At 60.4% G+C, this 24,486-nt stretch carries 26 protein-coding genes; 12 read left to right on the forward strand and 14 right to left on the reverse strand.

The features are described 5' to 3' along the window. Positions 1 to 36: 36 nt before the first annotated feature. Positions 37 to 828, forward strand: a complete 792-nt coding sequence (locus ACXAC3_RS00925; protein WP_475154495.1) for an FkbM family methyltransferase — start codon at positions 37 to 39, stop codon at positions 826 to 828. A gap of 64 nt (positions 829 to 892) precedes the next feature. Here ACXAC3_RS00925 and sdhA read toward each other — a convergent pair whose 3' ends face one another. From sdhA to ACXAC3_RS00965, 8 genes are all read right to left on the reverse strand, one after another. Then, a complete protein-coding gene (gene sdhA, locus ACXAC3_RS00930; RefSeq protein WP_475154498.1) occupies positions 893 to 2,698 on the reverse strand; it encodes a succinate dehydrogenase flavoprotein subunit in 1,806 nt (601 codons plus the stop codon). An 18-nt stretch (positions 2,699 to 2,716) separates the two neighbouring features. Continuing rightward, entirely contained in the window at positions 2,717 to 3,088 is a 372-nt protein-coding gene (sdhD, locus tag ACXAC3_RS00935; RefSeq protein ID WP_475154504.1) for a succinate dehydrogenase, hydrophobic membrane anchor protein, read from the reverse strand. Positions 3,089 to 3,100: 12 nt separating this feature from the next. Beyond that, positions 3,101 to 3,487 carry a succinate dehydrogenase, cytochrome b556 subunit gene (gene sdhC / locus ACXAC3_RS00940; protein WP_475154510.1) on the reverse strand — a complete coding sequence of 129 codons (387 nt, stop codon included), beginning with the start codon at positions 3,485 to 3,487 and terminating at the stop codon, positions 3,101 to 3,103. A gap of 199 nt (positions 3,488 to 3,686) precedes the next feature. After that, complete coding sequence (locus ACXAC3_RS00945; RefSeq protein ID WP_475154516.1) at positions 3,687 to 4,349, reverse strand: DUF1194 domain-containing protein; 663 nt, start codon at positions 4,347 to 4,349, stop codon at positions 3,687 to 3,689. A gap of 58 nt (positions 4,350 to 4,407) precedes the next feature. Next, positions 4,408 to 5,436 carry a MaoC family dehydratase gene (locus ACXAC3_RS00950; RefSeq protein WP_475154522.1) on the reverse strand — a complete coding sequence of 343 codons (1,029 nt, stop codon included), beginning with the start codon at positions 5,434 to 5,436 and terminating at the stop codon, positions 4,408 to 4,410. Next, positions 5,436 to 5,642, reverse strand: a complete 207-nt coding sequence (locus ACXAC3_RS00955) for a DUF1737 domain-containing protein (protein ID WP_475154527.1) — start codon at positions 5,640 to 5,642, stop codon at positions 5,436 to 5,438. Before ACXAC3_RS00955 ends, ACXAC3_RS00950 begins: the two co-directional genes overlap by 1 nt. A 12-nt stretch (positions 5,643 to 5,654) precedes the next feature. Next, positions 5,655 to 6,209 carry an NnrU family protein gene (locus ACXAC3_RS00960; RefSeq protein WP_475154530.1) on the reverse strand — a complete coding sequence of 185 codons (555 nt, stop codon included), beginning with the start codon at positions 6,207 to 6,209 and terminating at the stop codon, positions 5,655 to 5,657. Positions 6,210 to 6,215: 6 nt separating this feature from the next. Next, positions 6,216 to 7,073 carry an HpcH/HpaI aldolase/citrate lyase family protein gene (locus ACXAC3_RS00965; protein WP_475154532.1) on the reverse strand — a complete coding sequence of 286 codons (858 nt, stop codon included), beginning with the start codon at positions 7,071 to 7,073 and terminating at the stop codon, positions 6,216 to 6,218. Positions 7,074 to 7,253: 180 nt separating this feature from the next. Here ACXAC3_RS00965 and ACXAC3_RS00970 point away from each other — a divergent pair, with 180 nt between their 5' ends. After that, positions 7,254 to 7,553 carry a hypothetical protein gene (locus tag ACXAC3_RS00970; protein ID WP_475154535.1) on the forward strand — a complete coding sequence of 100 codons (300 nt, stop codon included), beginning with the start codon at positions 7,254 to 7,256 and terminating at the stop codon, positions 7,551 to 7,553. Here ACXAC3_RS00970 and ACXAC3_RS00975 read toward each other — a convergent pair. Further along, positions 7,550 to 8,305: a sulfite exporter TauE/SafE family protein gene (locus ACXAC3_RS00975; protein WP_475154541.1), complete on the reverse strand. Its 756-nt coding sequence runs from the start codon at positions 8,303 to 8,305 to the stop codon at positions 7,550 to 7,552. The two genes, ACXAC3_RS00970 and ACXAC3_RS00975, sit on opposite strands and share 4 nt — an antisense overlap. A gap of 161 nt (positions 8,306 to 8,466) precedes the next feature. Between ACXAC3_RS00975 and mdh the strand changes: the two genes are divergently transcribed. The 9 genes from mdh to lpdA all read left to right on the forward strand — a co-directional run bounded on the left by mdh (position 8,467) and on the right by lpdA (position 19,892). Beyond that, on the forward strand, positions 8,467 to 9,429 hold the full coding sequence (mdh, locus tag ACXAC3_RS00980; protein WP_475154545.1) for a malate dehydrogenase: 963 nt from the start codon (positions 8,467 to 8,469) through the stop codon (positions 9,427 to 9,429). Positions 9,430 to 9,749: 320 nt separating this feature from the next. Continuing rightward, entirely contained in the window at positions 9,750 to 10,943 is a 1,194-nt protein-coding gene (gene sucC, locus ACXAC3_RS00985) for an ADP-forming succinate--CoA ligase subunit beta (RefSeq protein WP_475154551.1), read from the forward strand. Positions 10,944 to 10,951: 8 nt separating this feature from the next. Then, on the forward strand, positions 10,952 to 11,323 hold the full coding sequence (locus tag ACXAC3_RS00990; RefSeq protein ID WP_475154554.1) for a hypothetical protein: 372 nt from the start codon (positions 10,952 to 10,954) through the stop codon (positions 11,321 to 11,323). Positions 11,324 to 11,335: 12 nt separating this feature from the next. Continuing rightward, entirely contained in the window at positions 11,336 to 12,217 is an 882-nt protein-coding gene (gene sucD, locus ACXAC3_RS00995; protein ID WP_037316727.1) for a succinate--CoA ligase subunit alpha, read from the forward strand. Positions 12,218 to 13,135: 918 nt separating this feature from the next. Further along, positions 13,136 to 13,678: a DUF805 domain-containing protein gene (locus tag ACXAC3_RS01000; protein ID WP_475154559.1), complete on the forward strand. Its 543-nt coding sequence runs from the start codon at positions 13,136 to 13,138 to the stop codon at positions 13,676 to 13,678. Beyond that, on the forward strand, positions 13,675 to 16,632 hold the full coding sequence (locus ACXAC3_RS01005; RefSeq protein ID WP_475154561.1) for a 2-oxoglutarate dehydrogenase E1 component: 2,958 nt from the start codon (positions 13,675 to 13,677) through the stop codon (positions 16,630 to 16,632). The genes ACXAC3_RS01000 and ACXAC3_RS01005 overlap by 4 nt, the downstream gene beginning before the upstream one ends. A gap of 3 nt (positions 16,633 to 16,635) precedes the next feature. After that, positions 16,636 to 18,156 carry a 2-oxoglutarate dehydrogenase complex dihydrolipoyllysine-residue succinyltransferase gene (gene odhB, locus ACXAC3_RS01010; RefSeq protein WP_475154563.1) on the forward strand — a complete coding sequence of 507 codons (1,521 nt, stop codon included), beginning with the start codon at positions 16,636 to 16,638 and terminating at the stop codon, positions 18,154 to 18,156. A gap of 2 nt (positions 18,157 to 18,158) precedes the next feature. Continuing rightward, positions 18,159 to 18,428, forward strand: coding sequence for a hypothetical protein (locus tag ACXAC3_RS01015; protein WP_475154567.1), 270 nt, complete (start codon positions 18,159 to 18,161; stop codon positions 18,426 to 18,428). Positions 18,429 to 18,503: 75 nt separating this feature from the next. Then, entirely contained in the window at positions 18,504 to 19,892 is a 1,389-nt protein-coding gene (lpdA, locus tag ACXAC3_RS01020) for a dihydrolipoyl dehydrogenase (RefSeq protein ID WP_475154569.1), read from the forward strand. A gap of 246 nt (positions 19,893 to 20,138) precedes the next feature. Here the strand turns inward: lpdA and ACXAC3_RS01025 are convergent, their stop codons facing one another. Next, positions 20,139 to 20,717 (reverse strand): TetR/AcrR family transcriptional regulator, encoded by a 579-nt coding sequence (locus ACXAC3_RS01025; protein ID WP_475154573.1) that lies wholly within the window; start codon positions 20,715 to 20,717, stop codon positions 20,139 to 20,141. 101 nt (positions 20,718 to 20,818) lie between these two features. Here ACXAC3_RS01025 and ACXAC3_RS01030 point away from each other — a divergent pair, with 101 nt between their 5' ends. Beyond that, a complete protein-coding gene (locus ACXAC3_RS01030) occupies positions 20,819 to 21,415 on the forward strand; it encodes an NAD(P)H-dependent oxidoreductase (RefSeq protein WP_475154577.1) in 597 nt (198 codons plus the stop codon). Between the two features lie 9 nt (positions 21,416 to 21,424). On the opposite strand, the gene ACXAC3_RS01035 is transcribed toward ACXAC3_RS01030, so the two are convergent. The 4 genes from ACXAC3_RS01035 to ACXAC3_RS01050 are packed head-to-tail and all read right to left on the reverse strand — an operon-like array spanning position 21,425 to position 24,330. Next, positions 21,425 to 22,030 carry a pyridoxamine 5'-phosphate oxidase family protein gene (locus ACXAC3_RS01035; RefSeq protein ID WP_475154582.1) on the reverse strand — a complete coding sequence of 202 codons (606 nt, stop codon included), beginning with the start codon at positions 22,028 to 22,030 and terminating at the stop codon, positions 21,425 to 21,427. Continuing rightward, positions 22,017 to 22,757, reverse strand: a complete 741-nt coding sequence (locus ACXAC3_RS01040; RefSeq protein WP_475154588.1) for a lysophospholipid acyltransferase family protein — start codon at positions 22,755 to 22,757, stop codon at positions 22,017 to 22,019. The genes ACXAC3_RS01035 and ACXAC3_RS01040 overlap by 14 nt, the downstream gene beginning before the upstream one ends. Continuing rightward, positions 22,757 to 23,656 carry a cell division protein FtsX gene (locus ACXAC3_RS01045; RefSeq protein WP_475154591.1) on the reverse strand — a complete coding sequence of 300 codons (900 nt, stop codon included), beginning with the start codon at positions 23,654 to 23,656 and terminating at the stop codon, positions 22,757 to 22,759. The genes ACXAC3_RS01040 and ACXAC3_RS01045 overlap by 1 nt, the downstream gene beginning before the upstream one ends. Continuing rightward, positions 23,653 to 24,330 carry a cell division ATP-binding protein FtsE gene (locus ACXAC3_RS01050; RefSeq protein WP_475154595.1) on the reverse strand — a complete coding sequence of 226 codons (678 nt, stop codon included), beginning with the start codon at positions 24,328 to 24,330 and terminating at the stop codon, positions 23,653 to 23,655. Before ACXAC3_RS01050 ends, ACXAC3_RS01045 begins: the two co-directional genes overlap by 4 nt. Positions 24,331 to 24,486 lie beyond the last annotated feature (156 nt).

Raw genomic sequence — 24,486 nt, forward strand, 5'->3', positions numbered from 1 at the left:
ACGCGCGGCGCCGCGCCCCGCAATAAGGAGCACCCAATGGCACTTGCCAACCCGTTCGACTTTGTCAAAGCCCTGAAATCACTGGGGCTTGAGATTTCGTCGATCAATCCGGCCGGGGCTCAGATCGCCGACCGCCCGATGCGGATCATCCGGCGCCTTGCGCGCAGCGGCTATGCCATTGAGCGGACCGAAATGGACGCCCGTCTGCTGTCCGGCTATAAATTCAGCCCCAAAACGATAATCGACATCGGGGTGGATGCCGGTACCCCGCCTTTGTACATGGCGTTTCAGGATGCAAAGTTTGTGCTGATCGATCCGGTGGCGGAAAGCGAGGAAAAAGTCGAGCGCTGGCGCGAGACCATTGATTTTGATTTCTACTGCATTGCGGCCGGCAGCGAAGACGGAAGCGTGACGCTGAATGTCCCGTCAACCGAAGCCCGGGCACGCCACAGCCGGGCATCGGTCATGAATTATACCGACAATTACGCGGCGATCTTTGCCGATGTTGAGCGTCGCGATGTACCGGTTCGCACGCTGGACGCAATTTCCAAAGACTATAGTGGCCCGTTTGGCATAAAGATCGACACCGAAGGTTACGAGATCGAGGTCATTCGCGGCGCTTCGGAAACCCTGAAACAGACGCAATTTGTCATCGCGGAAACATCGGTCAGGCCCAGATATGAAAACGGATACCGGTTTTCGGATTTCGTGGCTTGCATGGCGGAAAACGGGTTCGAAATCCTGGATTTCATTCGTCCAGTCCGGCCCGGTGCCGCCGATTGTGATGTCCTTTTCGCAAGGGTCGACAGCGGTCTGTTCGATGTCTAGGCGGACTGGTCGAACCATCAGGTGGTGCACCACCCGCAATCGCGGGTGATGCTGCCGGTCCGATTCAGAATGTCCGCGCCTTTGGCGCAATCTTCTGCAGGCTGATTCCGCCTTCGTCTTCTGTAGTCAACGGATCCGTGATCACAGGACGATAGCTGAGTTCAACCGTGTTGCCTTCGACCCGTGAGACGGTATGGACACGCCAGTTTTCGTCATCGCGCTCGGTGAAATCCTCATGCGCGTGGGCACCGCGGGATTCCTTGCGCGCCTCGGCACCGACGATGGTGGCCAGCGCACTGGGCATCAGGTTGGTCAGCTCCAGCGTTTCCATCAGGTCACTGTTCCAGACCAGCGACCGGTCAGACACTTTCAGGTCATCCAGTTTGGCGGCAATTGCGGTCATCTTTTCGACGCCTTCGGCCATGGTCTTGGCGGTCCGGAACACGGCCGCGTCCTCTTGCATGGTCTTCTGCATCTCAAGCCGCAGATCGGCGGTCGGAACCGCGCCGCTGGCATTGCGGACCGCATCGAACCGATCAAACGCTTTGTCTACCGAAGCCTGGTTCAGAACCGGATTCGCCGCGTCGGCATCCACGACCTTGCCCGCGCGGATTGCTGCCGCGCGTCCAAACACCACGAGGTCGATCAGCGAGTTGGAGCCCAGACGATTTGCGCCATGGACCGAGGCACATCCGGCCTCGCCCACGGCCATCAGCCCCGGCACCACTGCGGTCGGGTTGTCGGCGGTCGGGTTCAGTACCTCACCCCAATAGTTCGTCGGGATACCGCCCATATTGTAATGAACTGTCGGCAGAACCGGGATCGGCTCTTTCGTCACGTCCACCCCGGCAAACACGCGCGCGGATTCGGAAATGCCCGGCAAACGCTCCGCCAGCGCCTCAGCCGGCAGGTGGCTGAGGTTCAGGTGGATGTGGTCGCCGTCGTCGCCATGGCCGCGCCCTTCGCGGATTTCCATGGTCATCGAGCGCGAGACATAATCGCGTGGCGCCAGGTCCTTGTACTGGGGCGCATAACGCTCCATGAACCGCTCGCCTTCCGAGTTGGTCAGGTATCCGCCCTCACCCCGCGCGCCTTCGGTTATCAGGCAGCCCGAGCCATAGATGCCGGTCGGGTGGAACTGCACGAATTCCATATCCTGCAGCGCCAGACCCGCTCGGGCCACCATGCCGCCGCCGTCGCCGGTACAGGTATGGGCCGAGGTGGCGCTGAAATACGCCCGGCCATAGCCACCGGTTGCCAGAACAACCATCTTGGCGTTGAAGACATGCATCGTGCCGTCGTCGAGCTTCCAGCAGACGACGCCCTGACACTGTCCGTCCTCGGACATGATCAGGTCGATGGCGAAATATTCGATGTAGAACTCGGCGTTATTCTTCAGCGACTGACCGTATAGCGTGTGCAGGATCGCATGGCCGGTCCGGTCCGCTGCGGCGCAGGTGCGCTGCACGGCGGGGCCTTCGCCGAACTCGGTTGTGTGGCCGCCAAAGGGGCGCTGATAGATCTTGCCTTCCTCGGTCCGGCTGAAGGGCACGCCATAGTGTTCCAACTCGTAAACGGCCTTGGGAGCTTCCCGCGCGAGGTATTCCATCGCGTCGGTGTCCCCCAGCCAGTCCGAGCCCTTGACGGTGTCGTACATGTGCCACTGCCAGTGGTCGGGTCCCATGTTCGACAGCGATGCGGCGATGCCGCCCTGTGCGGCGACGGTGTGCGAACGCGTCGGGAAAACCTTGGTCACACAGGCGGTGCGCAGCCCCTGTTCCGCCATGCCCAGCGTGGCCCGCAGACCCGCCCCGCCGGCGCCGACAACGACCACGTCATATTCATGCGTTTCGTATTCGTATGCAGCCATTTCTTTCAGCTCCGGGAATTAAAGGGCGATGCGCGCGATGGCGAATAGGCCAGCCGCTGCCGCACCGTAAGACAGACAGGTGGTGAGGATGATCAGCACCTTTTCCATGGTGCCGTGGACATAGTCCTCAAGCATAACCTGAGCGCCCTCGGCAAAGTGCTTGAATCCGATCACCAGCGTCAGCGCGGCAACAATGGCCGGGAACGGGCGCGCGTAATAGTCCAGCACCACGTCATAGGGCTGACCCAGAACCGGGCCGAATGTGAAGATGAACAGCGGAACGAGGATCAGCAAAGCCACCGAACTGACCTTCATCCGCCAGAAATGAGCCGTTCCCGCCTTGGCCGAACCCAGGCCGGTCGCACGTTTGCGGTCTGTCAGAAAACGCATGTCAGGCCTCCTTCACGCAACGATCAGCAGGGTGATCAGGGTCAGAAGGACCGAACCGATCACAACCGCCCAACCCAGCTTTTCCGCGGTGGGCAAATCCAGCCCGACCGCATTGTCCCAGATCAGGTGACGGACACCGGCCAGCGTGTGGTACCACAGACCCCAAAGCGAAAACGCCATCACCAGATCGCCCAGAACCGAGGTCAGCCACCAGTTCGCGCGATCGAAAGCCTCGGGCGACGTCGCTGCGGCCAAAAACCACCAGACGATCAGCAGGGCTGCTACGATCAGCGCGTTTCCTGTGATCCGCGTCAGGATGGACGTGACCGAGGTCAGCTGTGGACGGTAGATCGACAGGTGCGGCGATAACGGGCGGTTGCCCCGATTGACATCGGCCATGGCGGCTCCTTTTCGGTTGGCTTCCGAAGGTTTTACTTGTTTTTGCCCCTCTGTCACGTGCTGCAATTGCAAAAAAACCAATAATTGGTGCAAAATCCCGGATATTGCCTGAATGTGATCACACAAAATATTGTCGTGATCACAAAAGAAAATGCGCCGCCGCGGTGTTAGCGCCGACAGCACCGAATCTCTGGCAGGCCTAGTCTATGCCGGCTGTTTGCTGGGTGACTTCGCGCAACAGCTTCTTGCGGATGCGCTCTGGATAGTCGGCGAATCCTGTGGCCGAAACCACAAATGCGCCCTCGCCCACGATCACGTTTTCAAAGAAATAAGCGGTCAGGTCAGGTTCGCTTTCTTCGATGGCAATGGCGTTCACGGTCACCCCCCGGGTCCGCAGAACGCTGTGCACTTCGGACGGTTCCACCCCTTCATTCGATACCCCGTCGCCCGAGATGTCGATCAGGTGGCGCTTGCACTCGGCGACGGCATCAAAACTGGACATGGTCATTTCCAGCGCCTCGCCGATCGCCGTGGAGAAGTTGCGCCAGACCCTTGGGTCAGCGGCCACCTGATCGGCAAAACGATCCAGCGTGTCGAAACTGTCGATATGGGTCCAGGGAATCGTGACCTTCTGCCGCGACGATCCGGTCCATTGCACCAGCATCAGACGCGCCTGCCCGCGCAACAGCGCCTCGGACACCACCGGGTCGCGCAAACCGGCGGCCAGACCGTCCATCTGGATGCGGTATTCCGTTGAATCGACGGAGCCGGACACATCCACCGCCAAGGCCAGTGCAAGGTCGCACGCCATGGCGGGCGGAGTCAGAAACAGGCAAGTGACGGCAGAGCGAAGCAGGACCATGAACACAGCCTAGCATGAATGTGGCAGGCTGCGTTCAAATGAATGTCACCGACAGCTATCAAACCGGCATCAAGGCCCAATAATCCAGGTCTAGCAACACGTCAGGCATATATCGGCCATCCGCATTCTTCAGCGAAAACGGCTCGCCGCCCTTGATGGCCACCAACCGCAGACGAATGGCACCAACGCCGGGCACGGCGGTTTCGGCCTTCTCCAGAACCTCGGACCAGGCTTTGATGGTATCGCCGGCAAAACACGGGTTTGCATGGGCGCCACCGTTCAGCCCCACGATCATTTGCGCGTTTGCCAGGCCATTGAACGACAGCGCGCGCGCCATCGAGATCACGTGACCGCCATAGATCAGCCGCCCGTCGGGGCGGAAGGTCAGGTCGAAATGCACCTTGGCCGTGTTCTGCCACAGACGGGTGGCCAGCATATGCTCGGCCTCTTCCACGGTGACGCCATCGACATGGTCGATGGTTTCCCCGATTTCGTAATCGCCCAGACGATGCGCCTCGCCAGACTGGGCAAAATCGTATTCCGAAAAGTTCAACCCTTCTGGCACCACCAAATCCTGCGGGTCGAGCGCCGGCTTCAATTCAGGCATGACCGTTGCCGGTGCCGGGGCGTCGGGGTTCGATTTGCGCACCATCACCCAGCGCACGTATTCGATCACAACTTCGTCGCGCTGGTTCAGACCACGGGTGCGCACCCAAACCACGCCGGTCTTGCCGTTGGAATTCTGCTTGAGACCGATCACTTCGGATTCGGACCGCAGCGTATCACCGGGATAAACCGGCTTCAGCCAGCGCCCCTCGGCGTAACCCAGATTGGCCACCGCGTTCAGCGAGATATCCGGCACGGTCTTGCCAAAGACCACGTGGAAGGCCGCAAGATCGTCGATCGGACTTTGCGGCAGGCCGCAATTCCGGGCGAACGCGTCCGAGGAATACAGCGCATGCCGAGCCGGATAGAGCGCATGGTACAACGCCCGCTCTCCATTGGTCACGGTGCGCGGCACCGCGTGATGCAGCACCTGACCGACGGTGTAATCCTCGAAAAAGCGGCCCGGATTGGTTTTTGCCATTATTGCTGTCCCAGTTTCATTTCAGGGGAATACTCGGCCTCAACCACTTTGGTCACGGCCTGCGCACAGCGCATCACACCACTGGCGGCGTCATAGGCATAAGACGGATCGCCATAAAGCGACCACCCTTTCGCCAGCGCATCCGACACTTTGTGACAGAAGGCGGATGTGTCCTCTTCGGTCAGCAGACGGTAGAGTTGTGTCATGTTGTCAGGTCCTTACGAGGGGAACGGCGACGGGCCGACCAGCCCGTGGATATACCCGATGACGCCCAACAGAACGATCGACCCCACGAAGAACATGGCGTCCTTGCCATAGGTTCCGGGCGCGCCGGGTGTCCAGTCGGGTTCCGAGCGGTTGATCGTGATCATTTCCACCACGGCCCAGGCCAGCAAACCGCCAAACAGGATAAGCGAGGCCGGATCGTAATTGACCAGCAAATGCGCAAAGGCCCAAAGCGCAAACCCAAGCAGCATCGGATGGCGCATACCGTTCAGGATACGTCCCTTGGTTCCGGCGGGGCTCATCATCCAGATCGCGATCAGAACCAGCAGATTGTTGATGTGCTGCAGGGCCGGAGGGAAGTTGATCGTATCGAAGGAATCCGCGCTGCGATAGCCGAAAATCATCAGCAAAATCGCAACCACCAGCGACAGCGCAACCGCGCCCTTGCCCGCGTCGCCCATGGCGGCACGCCGCTCGGGCATCACGCGTTTGAACAGATGTGCGGCCCACCACAGCGCCACACCCAAAATCAGAAGAACAAAGCCCATGCTGGCTTACCCCGCTTGCAAAGCTGTAATCGCCTCTGCTTTTGCCAGAATTTCGCGGGCCGTTGCAACGTGCAGGTTTTCGACAATCTTGCCGTCGACAACCGCGACCCCCTGCCCTTGCGCCTCGACCTCTTCAAAGGCGGCGATCTGGCGCCTGGCAAGGTCGATCTCAGCGTCGGATGGCGCAAAGGCTGTATTGGTGACGTCAACCTGCGCGGGGTGGATCAGGGTTTTGCCGTCGAACCCCATATCACGACCCTGCGCGCATTCAGCGGCCAGACCGTCGCTATCCTTGAAGGCGTTGTAGACACCATCGACGATGATCAACCCTTCGGCCTTGGCGGCCAGCAAACACAGACCCAGCGAGGTCATCAACGGCAGGCGATCAGGGCGGAACCGGGTCTGCAATTCCTTGGCCAGATCGTTGGTGCCCATGACAAAGCCCGCCATCAGCGGATGCGCGGCAATCTCGGCGGCGTTCAGCATTCCGCGCGGGGTTTCCATCATCGCCCAGATCGGGATATCGCCAGTGATCGCGGCCAGCGCATCCACATCAGCCGCAGAGTTCACCTTGGGCAGCAAAACCACATCGGCGTCCATCCCGCGTACGGCCTCGGCATCTGCGCGTCCCCATTCGGTATCCAGCCCGTTGATGCGCACAATCCTGACCCGCGCCCCGTAACCCCCCGTGGCCAGCGCCGCCTTGAGCGTCTCGCGGGCGTTTTCTTTTTCGTCCGCAGCGACCGCATCTTCCAGGTCAAAGATGACCGCGTCCACCGGCAAGGTGCGCGCCTTGTCCAGCGCCCGGTCCTTGGAACCGGGGATATAGAGAACCGAACGATAGGGGCGCTGACGGGGGTCCATTGATCTTTCCCTTTGAAATATTATTGCGCGGAATGGGGCATTTTTTACCGGAAAGTTCAAGCGCAAAATCGCCGCAGCGCAGCATTCACCCAATTCAGGACGCAACGCGCGTTGCCTTAACGGGATTTCGGTCCGCGGCCCGCACCCTGATGGCCAGATGGAATTGAAAGGGGTTCGCGGATGAAAAAGACGTTTTTCAAGATGACGATGGGCCTGGGGATCATGGTTCTGGCCGCGCAGCAGGTGCACGCCCGAACCTGCGCCCCACGTGCGGATGTGGTGAAGCGGCTGGCTGAAACCTATGGCGAAACGCGCCGGGGCATCGGCATCGCGCGTCAGGGCGCGGTGATGGAGGTGTACGCCTCGGACCAAAGCGGCAGTTGGACGATCACGGTGACTCTGCCCGACGGGATGACCTGCCTTGTCGCCTCGGGACAGGCTTATGAGGACATGGCCGAGGCGCTGCCGCCCAATGCTTAGGTCAGCGCGTCCCAGATCAGCTTGCTACCGGTGAGGGTCAGCAGCACATAGGCAATGGCAAAGAACAGGCGTTCGGACAGCATGAAATGCGCCCGGACGCCCAGCCACGCGCCCAGGATCGCGAACGGGATCAACAGCAGATCCGCCAGGGCTGTGTGCCATGTGAACAGACCCAGATAGGCGTAAGGCACAAATTTCGCGACATTCACGACCCAGAAGACCAAAACGGTACTCGCCTGAAACTCGGTCTTCGTCAGGCGTTGTGACAACAGGTAAACGGCGGCAGGCGGACCGCCTGCATGGCTTACAAAACTGGTGAACCCCGCGACCAGCCCGGCAAACAGCCCGGCAGGAGGCGGCAGACGGTTGGTAAATCCGCGCACCCAACCCCGGGTCTGCGCCACGTGCCAGATCACGAATCCGACCGATATTCCACCGATCAGAAGCCGCAGCAGATCGTCATCGGTGGCGCGGTACAGCCAGGCCCCCAGTGCAACCCCTGGCACGGCACCCAGGATCAGCAGGCGCGAATCCGGCCAGCTCCAGCGTTTCCAGTAGGGGCCAAGGGTGGCTACATCAATCACCATCAGGATCGGCAACATCAGCGCCAGCGCCTGACCGGGATTCAGGATCAGAGCCAGAATCGACGAAGACGCAAACGCCACGCCCGAGCCGAACCCGCCCTTCGAGATACCCGCAAAGATCACGGCCGGGATCGCCACGGCAAAAAACATCAGGTTCAGTTCGAACATGCAACGTCCGGCTTTTAGGCTTGTCTCTCAGGCCGTTTAGCGCAATCACCGTTACCGTTGCAAACGGTATGCGGTCGCATGCCGCGTTGCAGGACCCTTGCGCGATGCGGCTTAAAGGACTAGCAAAACCGCGATTTCAAAACCGACCGGAGATATTCCAAATGGCCAGACCCAAGATCGCGCTGATCGGCGCAGGTCAGATCGGCGGCACGCTCGCCCACCTCGCAGCAATGAAAGAACTTGGTGACGTCGTTCTGTTCGACATCGCCGAAGGCATCCCGGAAGGCAAGGCGCTGGACATCGCTGAATCGGGTCCCGCCGAAGGGTTCGACGCCACGCTGAAGGGTACCCAGTCCTATACCGATATCGCAGGCGCGGATGTCTGCATCGTGACCGCCGGTGTTCCCCGCAAGCCGGGCATGAGCCGCGACGACCTGCTGGGCATCAACCTAAAGGTCATGAAATCGGTCGGCGAAGGCATCGCCGCCAACGCACCCGATGCGTTCGTCATCTGCATCACCAATCCGCTGGACGCGATGGTCTGGGCGTTGCGTGAATTCTCGGGCCTGCCGCACAACAAGGTCTGCGGTATGGCTGGCGTTCTGGATTCGGCCCGTTTCCGCCACTTCCTGGCGGAAGAGTTCGAAGTATCGATGCGTGACGTTACCGCCTTTGTTCTGGGTGGCCATGGCGACACCATGGTGCCGTCAGTGCGCTATTCGACCGTTGCCGGCATCCCGCTGCCCGATCTGGTCGAAATGGGCTGGACCACGCAGGACAAGCTGGACGCAATCGTGCAGCGCACCCGTGACGGTGGCGCCGAGATCGTCGGCCTGCTGAAAACCGGCTCGGCCTATTACGCGCCGGCCACCTCGGCCATCGAAATGGCCGAGGCCTATCTGAAAGACCAAAAGCGCGTCCTGCCCTGCGCCGCCTATTGCGATGGCGAGCTGGGTGTGAGCGGCATGTATGTGGGCGTGCCCACGGTGATCGGCGCCGGCGGCATCGAAAAGATCGTCAACATCACCCTGAACGAAGAGGAACAGGCCGGTTTCGACAACTCGGTCAATGCCGTGAAGGGCCTGATTGAGGCGTGTAAGGGCATCGACAGCTCGCTCGGCTAAACGTATCGCGCCGAAGTTATTGAACCGGCCCCGTTGCGGGCCGGTTTTCTTTTGCCCTTCGCCCTGTTTCAGCGGGACCCGGGTCGCGGATGTTGGCGCAAACGTCGCAAACGCCTTATTTGAATGTCTTTTGTGCCCCTGCCGGTGAATGATCGAATCAAGCCGGAACGCCCGCTGTTTTTGTGATCACACCCCAAAAAGCTGTGATCACAAATACTGAAAATCTTCGTGAAAAACCCGCCGATCATCAAAAAAGCCTTTAACCTTGTCCCCTAGACCCCCCTATAACGATGTAATCGTAGTCAGACGGGACAGTTTCGATGAACATTCACGAATATCAGGCCAAAGCGCTTCTTCGCAGCTATGGCGCTCCGGTCTCCGAAGGTCGCGCGGTTCTGCGCGCCGAGGAAGCCAAAACCGCAGCCGGTGAACTGGACGGCCCTCTGTGGGTTGTCAAAGCACAGATCCACGCGGGTGGCCGCGGCAAGGGCTCGTTCAAAGAGGTCGACGCCGGTGAAAAGGGCGGCGTCCGTCTGACCAAATCGGTCGAAGAAGCGGCCGAGGAAGCCAAGAAGATGCTGGGCCGCACGCTGGTTACCCACCAGACCGGCCCGGCGGGCAAGCAGGTCAACCGCATTTATATCGAGGCCGGGTCCGGCATCGAACGCGAACTCTACCTGGCGCTTCTGGTGGATCGCCAGACCAGCCGCATTTCCTTTGTCTGCTCGACCGAAGGCGGAATGGATATCGAAGAGGTGGCCGCAGCCACGCCCGAGAAAATCCTGTCCTTCTCGGTGGACCCGGCCACCGGCTATCAGCCCTATCACGGCCGCCGCATCGCCTTCTCGCTGGGTCTGGAAGGCGCGCAGGTCAAGCAATGCGTCAAGCTGATGAGCCAGCTCTATAACGCCTTCGTCGAGAAGGACATGGAGATGCTGGAGATCAACCCGCTGATCATCTCGGACAAGGGCGACCTGAAAGTGCTGGACGCCAAGGTCGGTTTTGACGGCAACGCGGTCTACCGCCACCCGGATATCGCCGAGCTGCGTGACACCACCGAAGAAGACCCGAAAGAGCTGGAAGCCAGCAAATACGACCTCAACTACATCGCGCTGGATGGCGAGATCGGCTGCATGGTGAACGGTGCGGGTCTGGCGATGGCGACGATGGACATCATCAAGCTGTATGGGGCCGAGCCTGCCAACTTCCTCGACGTGGGCGGTGGCGCCACCAAGGAGAAGGTGACCGAGGCGTTCAAGATCATCACCTCGGACCCGCAGGTCAAAGGCATTCTGGTCAACATCTTCGGCGGCATCATGCGCTGTGACGTCATCGCCGAGGGCGTTGTCGCCGCGGTGAAAGAGGTCGGCCTGCAGGTTCCGCTGGTCGTACGTCTGGAAGGCACGAATGTCGAGAAGGGCAAGGAGATCATCAATACCTCGGGCCTGGACGTGATCGCGGCGGACAACCTGAAAGACGGTGCAGAGAAGATCGTGAAGGCGGTTAAGGGTTGAACTCGTCCGTGACGCCAATTCATGCTGATAAATGGATGTCTAGCCGGTTTTGGGTAGACTGGTTCGATCCACACGAATGGGGGGCTTGGACAGAAACCTCAGATGTCGCTTCCCGGCCGTTTTCCCAACTAGAAGATGCGGAAGAGTTCTTTGAAAGGCTTAAGAACCAAGGTTGCCAAGTCATGATTGCAGAACGCGGTGTTTCTGAATCGGGTGACGGGCAGGACGGCAAGTCGCTTTTCTACTTCAAACAACATAATGCACGCGAGTTTTTTGCAACCGCCGATGCAAAGTCCGTGGATTCGATTTCCAGAGGATTCGGTATCCAATGGCGAGACAGCCGCGAATGCTCGTTTCCAACGCAATATACGCCAGTATAAGGAGCCACGAAAATGGCAGTCCTCATCGACGAAAACACCAAAGTGATCTGTCAGGGCTTTACCGGCTCGCAGGGCACATTCCACTCCGAACAAGCCATTGCTTATGGCACCAAGATGGTCGGCGGCGTGACGCCGGGCAAAGGCGGGATGACCCATCTTGACCTGCCCGTGTTCAACTCGGTCCACGAAGCCAAAGCTGTGACCGAAGCCAATGCCTCGGTGATCTATGTTCCGCCGCCCTTCGCGGCTGACTCGATCCTCGAAGCGATTGATGCCGAGATGGAGGTGATCGTCTGCATCACCGAAGGCATTCCGGTTCTGGACATGATGAAGGTGAAGCGCGCGCTGGAAGGCTCAAGCTCGCGCCTGATCGGCCCGAACTGCCCCGGTGTCATCACGCCCGACGCCTGCAAGATCGGCATCATGCCCGGCCACATCCACAAGCGTGGCTCGGTCGGCGTTGTGTCCCGTTCGGGTACGCTGACCTATGAAGCCGTCAAGCAGACCACCGATGTGGGTCTGGGCCAGTCCACCTGCGTGGGCATCGGCGGCGACCCGATCAAAGGGACCGAACATATCGACGTGCTGGAATGGTTCCTGGCGGATGACGAGACCCACTCAATCATCATGATCGGTGAGATCGGCGGCTCGGCCGAGGAAGAAGCCGCGCAGTTCCTGGCGGATGAGGCCAAGAAGGGCCGCAAGAAGCCGACCGCCGGTTTCATCGCCGGCCGCACAGCCCCTCCGGGCCGCCGCATGGGCCACGCGGGCGCGATTGTCGCCGGTGGCAAGGGCGGTGCTGAGGACAAGATCGAAGCCATGCGCTCGGCCGGTATCGTTGTGGCCGAAAGCCCGGCGCAGCTGGGTGAAGCCGTGCTGGAAGCGATTGGGTAATGCTCCTACGGAAAGGTAGCCGCCGCGATAGAGCTCAAATGCTTGAAAGAGCATTTGGGCGTCGCCGGTTGTCTGATGCCGCCGACGAAATTAGAAGTACGCAGTTGTTCTTCAAGTGGCCCAACCTTTCCACTTACTTATCGTTGATATCGTCTATCGATCTTGATCAAGTAAAACACTTAAACCGAATTGCCGTGAAGTCGCTGCCAGCGTTTGCCAAAAGGGATGGGCTTCGAAGTGCGTCCATAAACGATCACACTGGAACCATGGCTTATTTGAGCAGGCTCCAACTAGCTACGGCGGAAGACGCGCTATATTTATCGCGAACCTCTCGGAGACAATCCAATCACTCGGTTGAACGTTTCGCTGGAGAGCCGTGGAAGTCCACTAGCCCCCATACCCCTTTGGTCAGTGTCGTATGGAAAGCCAATGACGAAAAAGGAACGAGTTTAGTCTCAGATCACGAGGCGGCAGAACCTATCGTTATGGCGACGGCCAAGCCGGGCTTCGATTGCGAACTAAATATAGTCGCTGCGTTTCCCAGACATATGTCTGAAGCCAGTTGGCAGTTTTTTGATGCCTACAAAACTTCGTCGTCTAGTACCCAAAGCAGCTCAAACAAGTTGGATTTTTGGTACTATCTCGGCCCGGATCATGACCGGGTTCCCAGCGCTATTAGCTATTCTGGTAAGGAAACTTCGGAAGGAGCTGGCAGAGAAAGCTATGAACATAGAATTAAATTCTATGAGCATGTGGGAAGCACATTTACTCGCCTATCCGCATTTCGAAACGAGACGTTTCCGGAAATCGGTTTTCTCCCAGTTGTGCTACACATCCACCTTAGGCAATTCAGTTGAGCGTCGTGGGGATTAATCAAGTGAGAACTCCAACTAGCAAGATTCTGAGTGGCGGCGTCTAATGACCTTCTCTGACGCCATCCGCACCTGTTTCTTCAAGTTCTTCACCTTCTCTGGTCGTGCCGCGCGGCCCGAATACTGGTTCTTTTTTCTGTTCATCGTGATTTGGAGCTTTATCGCCGGGATCATCGACGCGCAGTTCTTCACGCAAGTCTCGGTCAGCCAGAGCGATGAGGTGAAATCCGTCACCGCCACGTCCTCGGCTCCTGTGCAGAGCATTGTGACCCTGATCGTGTTCCTCCCGCATCTGGCCGTCGCGTGGCGGCGGATGCATGATACCGGGCGCAGCGGGCTTTATGCTCTGCTGCCGATCCTGCTGATCCTCGGGGCCGGCGCGGTTCTGATCTTTGGCATCGGCCTTGCGTCCCATTTCCAGCATGGCGGCAATCTGGACATCCTGTTCACCCGCGCCACGCTGCTGATCGTCATTCCGACACTGCTTGTCCTGTTTGTGTCGCCCCTCCTGGTTCTGTGGTGGCTGGCCCGCCCCAGCCAGCCAGGCACCAACCAATACGGTCCCAACCCATATGAGGTAGCCCAATGACCGAACATACGCCCAACTCTGCCTTTCATGCCTCAAGCTTTATGCAGGGGCATAATGCCGAATATCTGGAGCAGCTTTATGCCCAGTACACCAGGGACCCCGGTGCCGTAGACGCCGCCTGGGCCGAGTTTTTCCGGGCCATGGGTGATGCCGCACCCGACATCCAGCGCGAGGCCGAAGGCCCGTCCTGGGCGCGGACCGACTGGCCACCGATGCCAGCGGATGATCTGACCGGAGCGCTGACCGGGGAATGGGCCGAGATCGACGCCAAGGCCGCGGGCAAGAAGATCAAGGACAAGGCTGCCGCCAAGGGCGTCGAGGTCAGCGACGACCAGATCAAGCGCGCGGTGCTGGACAGCCTGCGGGCGCTGATGCTGATCCGGGCTTACCGCATCCGGGGCCATCTGGCCGCCAATCTGGACCCGCTGGGCATGCGCGCGGCCAGTACGCACCCTGAACTGGACCCAAAGACCTACGGGTTCACCGATGCCGATATGGACCGGCCGATCTTTATCGACAACGTGCTGGGGCTGCAGATGGCCTCGATGCGGCAGATCGTCGATATCGTGAAGCGAACCTATTGCGGCACATTCGCGCTGCAATACATGCATATCTCGAATCCCGAGCAGGCCGCGTGGCTGAAAGAGCGGATCGAAGGCTATGGCAAGGAAATCCAGTTCACCAAGGAGGGCCGCAAGGCGATCCTGAACAAGATGGTCGAGGCGGAAGGCTTCGAAAAATTCCTGCACGTCAAGTATATGGGCACCAAGCGGTTTGGTCTGGACGGGGGCGAAGCCCTGATCCCCGCGATGGAACAGATCATCAAACGCGGCGGTGCGCTGGGCGTGCGGGACATCGTGATCGGCATGCCGCACCGGGGTCGCCTGAACATTCTGGCGAACGTGATGCGCAAGCCCTATCGCGCCATCTTCAACGAATTCCAGGGCGGCAGTTTCAAGCCCGAGGATGTGGATGGCTCGGGCGACGTGAAATATCACCTCGGTGCCTCCAGCGACCGCGAGTTTGATGGCAACAGCGTGCATCTTTCGCTGACCGCGAACCCAAGCCACCTTGAGGCGGTGAACCCGGTGGTGCTGGGCAAGGTCCGCGCCAAGCAGGATCAGTTGAAGGACGAAGACCGCACCGCTGTGATGGGCATCCTGCTGCACGGTGATGCTGCCTTTGCCGGTCAGGGCGTTGTGGCCGAAGGGTTCGGCCTGAGCGGGCTGCGCGGGCACAAGACCGGTGGCACCATGCATATCGTGGTCAACAATCAGATCGGTTTCACCACCGCACCGCATTTCAGTCGCTCCAGCCCCTATCCCACGGACATCGCGCTGATGGTCGAGGCCCCGATTTTCCACGTGAACGGTGACGATCCTGAGGCTGTGACACATGCCGCCAAAGTGGCGACCGAGTTCCGCCAGAAGTTCCACAAGGACGTGGTCATCGACATCTTCTGCTATCGCCGGTTTGGGCATAACGAGGGCGACGAGCCCATGTTCACCAACCCGATCATGTACAAGAAGATCAAGACGCATAAGACCACGCTGAGCCTCTATACCGAGCGTCTGGTCAAAGACGGCCTGATCCCCGAAGGCGAGATCGAGGACATGAAGGCCGCCTTCCAGGCGCATCTGAATGACGAGTTCGAGGCCGGCAAGGACTATAAGCCCAACAAGGCTGACTGGCTGGACGGGCGCTGGTCCCACATGGACAAAAGCAAAGAGGAATATGTGCGCGGCGACACCGCGATCACTCCGGAAACGCTGGCCGAGATCGGCAATGCCCTGACCCACGCGCCGGCGGATATCGCGGTGCACAAGACCGTGGCGCGGCTGCTGGACCACAAGAAAAAGATGTTTGACAGCGGCACCGGGTTCGACTGGGCTACCGGCGAGGCGCTGGCCTTCGGGTCCCTGTTGACCGAGGGCTATCCGGTGCGCCTGTCCGGGCAGGACGCAACGCGCGGCACCTTCAGCCAGCGCCATTCGGGCTTTGTGCATCAGGAAACCGAGGAACGCTATTACCCGCTGAACAACGTCCGCAAAGGACAGTCGCATTACGAAGTCATCGACTCGATGCTCAGCGAATATGCGGTGCTGGGATTCGAATACGGCTACTCGCTGGCGGAGCCCAACGCGCTGACCCTGTGGGAGGCGCAGTTCGGCGATTTCGCCAACGGAGCCCAGATCATGTTCGATCAGTTCATCAGTTCTGGCGAAAGCAAATGGCTGCGCATGTCCGGTCTGGTCTGCCTGCTGCCGCACGGGTTCGAAGGGCAAGGGCCCGAACACTCGTCCGCGCGGCTGGAGCGGTTCCTGCAGATGTGCGGTCAGGACAACTGGATCGTGGCGAACTGTACGACACCTGCGAATTACTTCCACATCCTGCGCCGCCAGCTGCACCGCACCTTCCGCAAACCGCTGATCCTGGTGACGCCGAAATCGCTGCTGCGCCACAAACTGGCGGTCAGCAAGGCGGAAGAGTTCACCACCGGATCCAGCTTCCACCGGGTGCTGTGGGATGACGCGCAGCACGGCAATTCGGACACCAAGCTGGTCAAGGACGACAAGATCAAGCGGGTCGTGATGTGTTCCGGCAAGGTCTATTTCGACCTGCTGGAAGAACGCGATGCCCGTGGGATCGACGATGTCTACCTGATGCGGATCGAACAGTATTACCCCTTCCCGGCGCACTCGCTGATCAACGAACTTGAGCGGTTCAAGGGGGCCGAGATCATCTGGTGTCAGGAAGAACCCAAGAACCAGGGGGCCTGGACGTTTATCGAACCGAATATCGAATGGGTCCTGACCCGCATTGGCGCCAAGCACACAAGGCCGCGTTATGTCGGCCGCGCCACCTCGGCCTCGCCCGCGACGGGTCTGGCCAGCCAACACAAAGCCCAACAAGAAGCGCTGGTGAACGAAGCGCTGAGCATTGAAGGAAAATAATCGATGTCCATTGAAGTTCGCGTTCCCACGCTTGGCGAGTCGGTAACCGAAGCCACGGTTGCGACATGGTTCAAAAAACCCGGCGACGCCGTTGCCGTAGATGAAATGCTGTGTGAGCTGGAGACCGACAAGGTCACCGTCGAGGTACCCTCTCCCGCCGCCGGCGTTATGGGCGAAATTGTTGCCGCCGAAGGTGAAACGGTTGGCGTCGACGCGCTGTTGGCGACGATTGCTGCGGGTGAGGGCGCGGCCCCTGCCCCGGCGGCGGCTCCCACCCCGGCGGCTGCGGCCCCGGCGGCAACGGGTGGCAGCGTTGACGTGATGGTGCCGACGCTGGGCGAATCCGTGACCGAGGCAACCGTGTCGACGTGGTTCAAGCAGGTTGGCGACAGCGTCGCGCAGGACGAAATGCTGTGCGAGCTGGAAACCGACAAGGTCTCGGTCGAGGTTCCGGCCCCGGCTGCCGGTGTTCTGGCCGAAATCGTGGCGCCTGAAGGCGCGACCGTGGATGCCACCGCAAAGCTGGCCGTGATCTCGGGCGCGGCCGCGGGTGCTGCGGCGGCACCGGCAGCGCCTGCCGCTGCTCCGGCGGCGGGCACCGGTGACGGCGGCGGCAAGGACGTGGCCAATGCACCCTCCGCCGAGAAAGCGATGGCCGAAGCTGGCCTGTCGGCGGATCAGGTGACCGGCACGGGCCGCGACGGGCGGATCATGAAAGAAGACGTCGCAAAAGCGGTTGCCACGGCTTCGGCCCCAGCGCCTGCGGCGGCTGTGCCCGCCCCCGCAGCCCAGGCTCCGCGCGCTCCGGTCGCGGCAGAGGATACCGGTCGGGAAGAACGCGTGCGCATGACCCGTCTGCGCCAGACCATCGCCAAGCGCCTGAAGGACGCGCAGAATACCGCTGCGATCCTGACCACCTATAACGAGGTGGACATGACCGAGGTGATGGCCCTACGCAGCCAGTACAAGGACCAGTTCGAGAAAAAGCACGGCGTGCGTCTGGGCTTTATGTCCTTCTTCACCAAAGCCTGCTGTCATGCGCTGAAAGAAGTTCCCGAGGTCAATGCCGAGATTGACGGCACCGACATCGTCTACAAGAACTTCGTGCATATGGGCGTGGCCGCCGGTACGCCGCAGGGTCTGGTTGTTCCGGTCATCCGGGACGCTGACAGCATGTCTTTTGCAGCGATCGAGAAGGCCATTGCCGAAAAGGGCAGGCGCGCGCGTGACGGAAAGCTGTCCATGGCCGAGATGCAGGGCGGCACGTTCACCATCTCGAATGGTGGTGTTTATGGCTCGCTGATGTCCTCGCCGATCCTGAACCCGCCGCAATCGGGTATTCTGGGCATGCATAAGATTCAGGACCGCCCGATGGTCATCAATGGCGAGATCAAGATCCGTCCGATGATGTACCTGGCCCTGTCCTATGACCACCGGATCGTGGATGGCAAAGGGGCGGTGACGTTCCTTGTCCGCGTAAAAGAGGCGCTGGAAGACCCGCGCCGCCTGCTGATGGATCTGTGACCATGGCAACGCATGTACTCTGGCAGGCCGACGTGGCCGATTTCGATGCCTGGCTGAAAGTGTTCCGCGAGGACAAGCCGATGCGCAAAGCCGCGGGCATCCGCGACCTGCATGTCTGGCGCGACCCCGATCAGCGCGACCATGCCATCGCCATGTTCGAAGTTCTGGATCTGGAAAAGGCCAGGGCATTTTTCGGGTCCGAGGAACTGGCGATGCACCACGAACGAGGCGGCATCGCGCATATCAGCATCAAGCTGCTGGACCCTGTTTGAAGAAGATTATGCCCAGCCCCGGCAATGCCGGGGCCGTGCCGGCACCGGGTAACCCGGTCGATTTAGGAGAGTATAATGGCTAACTATGACGTCATCGTAATCGGCGCCGGTCCCGGCGGCTATGTCTGCGCCATCCGTTGTGCCCAGCTGGGTCTGAAAACCGCTGTGGTCGAAGGACGCGAGACGCTGGGCGGTACATGCCTGAACGTGGGCTGCATCCCGTCAAAGGCGCTGTTGCATGCCAGCCACCAACTGCATGAGGCCGAGCACAACTTTGCCAAGATGGGCCTGAAGGGCAAAAGCCCGTCGGTCGACTGGAAACAGATGCAGGCCTACAAGGAAGAGACCATCGAGGGCAACACCAAGGGCATCGAGTTCCTGTTCAAGAAGAACAAGATCGACTGGCTCAAAGGCTGGGGCTCGATCCCTGCCGCCGGAAAGGTCAAGGTTGGCGACGAGGTTCACGAAGCCAAAAACATCATCATTGCGTCCGGGTCCGAGCCGGCCTCGCTGCCGGGTGTCGAGGTGGATGAGAAGGTGGTCGTGACATCGACCGGCGCGCTGTCACTGGGCAAGATTCCGAAAAAGATGGTTGTCATCGGCGCGGGCGTCATCGGGCTGGAGCTAGGCTCGGTCTATCAGCGCCTGGGTGCCGAGGTGACGGTGATCGAGTTCCTCGACGTGATCACGCCGGGTATGGACCCCGAGGTGCAGAAGACATTCCAGCGCATCCTCAAGAAGCAGGGTCTGAAATTTGTCATGGGCGCTGCGGTGCAAAAGACGGAAGCGACAAAGACCAAGGCCAAGGTCACGTACAAACTGCGCAAGGATGACAGCGAACATGTGATCGACGCCGACACCGTGCTGGTCGCCACCGGCCGCAAGCCGTTCTCGGATGGTCTGGGGCTTGAGGCTCTGGGTGTCGAAATGACCCCGCGCGGCCAGATCAAGGTGGGGTCGGACTGGCAGACCAATGTGCCGGGCATCTACGCCATCGGTGACGTGACCGAAGGTCCGATGCTGGCCCACAAGGCCGAAGATGAGGGCATGGCCGCCGCCGAGCAGGTCGCGGGCAAGCATGGCCATGTCAATTATGGCGTAATCCCGGGTGTGATCTACACCTGGCCCGAAGTCGCCAATGTGGGCGAGACCGAAGAAACCCTGAAAGAACAGAGCCGCGCCTATAAGGTCGGCAAGTTCATGTTCATGGGTAACGGCCGCGCCAAGGCGAACTTTGCCGCAGACGGCTTCGTCAAGATTCTGGCCGACAAGGAAACCGATCGCATCCTGGGCGCGCATATCATCGGTCCGGCGGCGGGCGACCTGATCCACGAGGTCTGCGTGGCGATGGAGTTCGGCGCCTCTGCCGAGGATCTGGCGCTGACCTGTCACGCCCACCCGACCTATTCGGAAGCCGTGCGCGAGGCTGCGCTGGCCTGCGGTGACGGCCCGATCCACAGCTGACGGGCGCACTGTAATCAAGCGAAAGGCGGGCCCTATTGCCCGCCTTTTTTGTGACGTCGTTCAGCCCGTTCTTCTCTCTGCCTTGAGCAGAGCTCAGAGCCACTGTTCGACTTTCGCAGTGCACTTATTGAGGAAGAATACGAAGTTTCAAGCTCATCTGCGCGGCGGGGTCCTGGGGACTTCCGAGCGGATGAGATTGATTGCCCAGACCGGAACTGAAGACTATGCGGGGCTCAAACCCCGCGATCACACCTCAGGGGTCAACCACGCGTTCAAATAGATTTCGAGCCGGTCCGAGAAACACTGCGTTTCATGCAGCGCGCAGAATTTCAGGGACATGGCCTGAATGGCAAATGCCTGTACCCCTTCGGCCAGCAGGTCCGGCGCAATGTCCTTGCGCATATCTGCGGTTTCAAGCCAGGCCGCAACCACCCGGAAATACCTTTCAAAGCAATGCGCTATCGGTCCGATTTCAGCAATGGCCGCAGCGCCCGAATACCGGATGATCAGGTCGAACACATAACGCTCTGACGTCATGAATTTGTGAACGGGCGCCAGCGCCCGGATCATCTGGGGCACGGTGTTGGCCGGGCCGTTCGCTTCGGCCACATCCAGGCACGCGTTCAGCTTTTCACCGATCAGAATCTCCATCAGCGCATCCTTGTCACGGAAATGCGCAAAGAACGTGCCTTTGGCGACACCGGCGGCCTGAACGACTTCTTCAACCCTCAGCGCCTCATACCCGCCTATGGCAATCACCTCTTCGGACGCGGCCAACATGCGCGCCCGGGTCTTCAGCGTTCGTTTTTGAATGGTCTTGGCCATAGCTCTAAATTGCACAGTTTTTGACCGCGGTCAAATTTTTTATTGACCGTGGTCATTTTTTTGCCCTATAAACTGACCACGGTCAATTTTGGAGATTCCCGATGCAACAACCCAAGAAGATTCTCATCCTCGACGGACACCCTGCCGAAAGCAGCCTGTCACGTACCTTCGCCCAGACTTATGGAGACGCGGCCCGCAAGAAGGGGCACGAGGTCCGGATGGTGCACCTGAGCGAATTGCAGTTCGATCATGATTTCGGCCAGGGCAATTATCACGACTTCAAACCGCTGGAGCCCGTTCTGGAACAAGTGCTGCAGGATTTCGAATGGAGCGACCATCTGGTCCTGACGACGCCCATGTGGTGGGGCGGCCTGCCCGCCAAGCTCAAAGGGTTGATCGACCGGATGTTCATCCCCGGCCGCACCTTCGACACCCGCAACACCACGATGGCCGGCCTGCCCGCGCCGTTGCTGTCCGGGCGTACCGCGCGGGTCATCCTGACATCGGATACGCCGGGCTGGTTCATGCGGCTGTTCTATCGGCAGGCACTGATCCGTCAGATCCGGGGCCAGATTCTGGGGTTCGTCGGCTTCAAGCCGACCCGCTTCACCTATTTCGCCGGGGCCAGCACACCGAAAGCCGGCCATGTCGAGCGCTGGATCACGCAGGTGTCAAAGATCGGCGCAGCGGCGGTCTGACCGCTGCAGCTACCACATTGTTCTGGCCGCGCGCGCGCCCCATTCGTCATCATAGCGCGCGCCGCCTTCTTCGCCCCCGGTCATTTCGGCAAGTATGTCGCCTGCCGAGGGCAAGCCCGCGCTTTCATCCCCGCAGGTCCAGGTCCGGGCCCGCATCAGCGCGCGGGCGCATTGGGTATAGACCTCGGTTATTTCGATGACGATGACAGTCGCCGGGCGTTTGCCATGCTTTTCAAACCGGTCCCGCAGGGCGTCGTCCGTTGTCAGCCGCGCCGTTCCGTTCAGGCGCACGACATTGTTTGACCCCGGCACCAGGAACATCACCGAAACACGGGGGTCGCGCACGATGTTGCGCAGGCTGTCCAGACGGTTGTTGCCACGCCAGTCCGGCATGGCCAGGGTCTGCGGATCAAGCTCGGCCACCACCGGGCCGTCATCGCCGCGCGGGCTGCCGTCGACACCTTCTGACCCAACCGTGCTGAGGATGCAGAACCGCGAGGCCATGATCCACTTGCGGTAAAGCGGCGTCAGCCTTCGTGCCACTTTGCGCAGCGACGGTGCACCGGGCGTGCCATAGAGCCCTTCGAGCGTGGCGATGTCTTCAATGAACTCCATCCGGATCAAACCCCACTTCCCTCATCAGCGCATTGGACCGCGTTTCGATCACATCCTCCAGCCGACCCAGAAACGCGTCCCGCGCCACGCCCGGTTCGATCGGATCGAGGAAATCGACGATTGCCAGACCGGGCTTGCGCATAACGCCCGTGCGCGGCCAGAACACCCCGGCATTGGTGGCGACCGGCACACAAGGAAAGCCCAGGCCTTCATACAGAACAGCGGTTCCGACTTTGTAAGGTTTATGCACGCCCGGAGCGACCCGTGTGCCCTGCGGATAGATCACCAGTTGGCCGGGTTCCGTGAATTCCTTGGCCACGTCCTTGACCATCTTGGCCACCGCCGCGCCCTTCTTGCCGCGATTGACCGGGATACAGCCCAACCGGCGTGCATAAAGGCCGATGATCGGGGTCCACAGCAATTCGCGTTTCATGATGAACTTGCCGTGGGGTATGGCGTTGAAGATGATGATGATATCCAGAAAAGACTGGTGTTTGGCACCGATGACAACCTCGTCTACCGGGACCTCTCCGCGGACTTCGCTGCGGATGCCGACCATCCGGTGAGCAAGCCACAAAGTGCTGCGGGCATAGGTTTTGCACGCTTGCAGCGCACCGCGTTTTGTAAACAGGGCGTAAGGCGCGAACACGATACCCAGGATCAGCATCCATGCGTAGATCACGATCATGAAGATCAATGAGCGGGTCCACTGAAACGCAGTAGCCATCACGAAAGCTCCTTTAATTTACGGCTGGCGGCCGTCCAGGTGGCCAGAAACGCAACCGTCGCACCCAGGAAGGGTATCAGCGCCGGCAGCAGCCAGCCAAATCCCTGAAAACCAAGGCCGGTCAGAAATCCGCCCGCATCCGATGCTTCGGGCAGCAGTAGCACACCGGTCATCCCCAGCAGAACCCCCACAACCGCGCCAAAGAACGCCCGGTAGGTGAACCGCCGCACAAAGGCGCGGGCGATAAAACGGTCGCGGGCACCGACCAGGCGCAGGACTTCGATAATCTGCGCGTTGGCGGCCAGTGACGCATTCGCGGCCAGCGTGATCATTGCCGCCGTCGCGCCACCGATCAGCAGGATCGAGACCCAGCCCAACCGCCGCAGCGATTTTGCCGCATCCACCAGAGGTTCGCGCCAGCGGGTGTGATCGTCCAGTACTGCGCCCGGCACCTCGGCCCCCAGCCGCAGGCGCAACCCCGCAGCATCAAGCCCCGGTTCACCTTCGACGATTTCGATCAGTTGCGGAACGGGCAGCGTATCCAGCGGCAGGTCTGACCCGAACCAGGGGGACAGCAGCGCCGCCTGTTCCTCGGCGCTCAGCGCGCGGGCCGAGGCGACGCCGGGCGTCTGGCTCAGCACGGTCAGGGCGGCCTCGGTCTGGGCGGCACGCTGTTCGGCGGGGGCGTTTATGCGCAGTGTGGCCGCCCCGGCCAGTTCGGTGGCCCAGCGATCCGCCAGCCGCCCCGAAGCCAGCGACAAGGCGAGCGCGAACACGGCCAGAAAGGCCATCGCGCCAGATACGAACAGGGTCAGGTGCGCGGTATAGCCTGTCGGCGGAACAACCCGGTCGGCGCGCGTATCCCGTTGCAGCAGGTTGCGGATGGTTCCGGCGCTCATAGATCCGCCCCCGCCAGTTGGATCTGACGCTGTGAGATGCGCAGGACGCGGGCCTGAACCTGGCTTTTGGCGGCACGGATCAGGCTCAGGTCATGGGTGGCGATCAGGACGGTTTTGCCCATCCGGTTCAGTTCCAGCAGCAGGCGCAGCAGGCGCTGGGACATGTCCCAGTCCACATTGCCCGTCGGCTCATCGGCCAGAACGACGTCCGGCGACAGGATCACGGCCCGCGCCACGGCGGCGCGCTGGCGCTCCCCACCCGACAGTTCAGGTGGATGGGAATCCAGCCGCGTGCCCAGGCCGACCCAGTTCAGCAGTTCAGTCAGGTCTTCGCGCTGCGCGGGCTCGGCACGGCCCGACACCATCAGCGGCAGGGACACGTTTTCGGCCAGCGTCATGTGGTCCAGAAACCGGCAATCCTGATGCACCACACCGATGCGCCGGCGCAGCAGCGCCATCTGATCCCGGTCCAGCCCTGCAACATCCTGCCCGAACGCGCTCAGCCGTCCTTCGGTCGGCAACAGCGCGCCGTAACACAGCTTGAGCAGCGTCGTCTTGCCGGCACCGGACGGGCCGGTCAGAAAGTGGAATGAACCCGGTTGCAACTGAAGCGACACGTTGCTCAGCAACGCGCCACCGCCATAGGTGTAGCTGACGTTTTCCAGCTCGATCACAGGGGCCCCCGTTATTGTTGCCGCTCTTCTTGCCCGAGCGCGGTCATGGTTTCAATGCCTGCACCGGGTCGAATTGGTGACATTTGTGCCGCGAAACCGAAAACACCCTTTGCTGTCAGGTCTTAACGGAATATCATCCCTGAAAAAACTATTATC

The organism is Ruegeria sp. ABV4_181, from assembly GCF_056158465.1.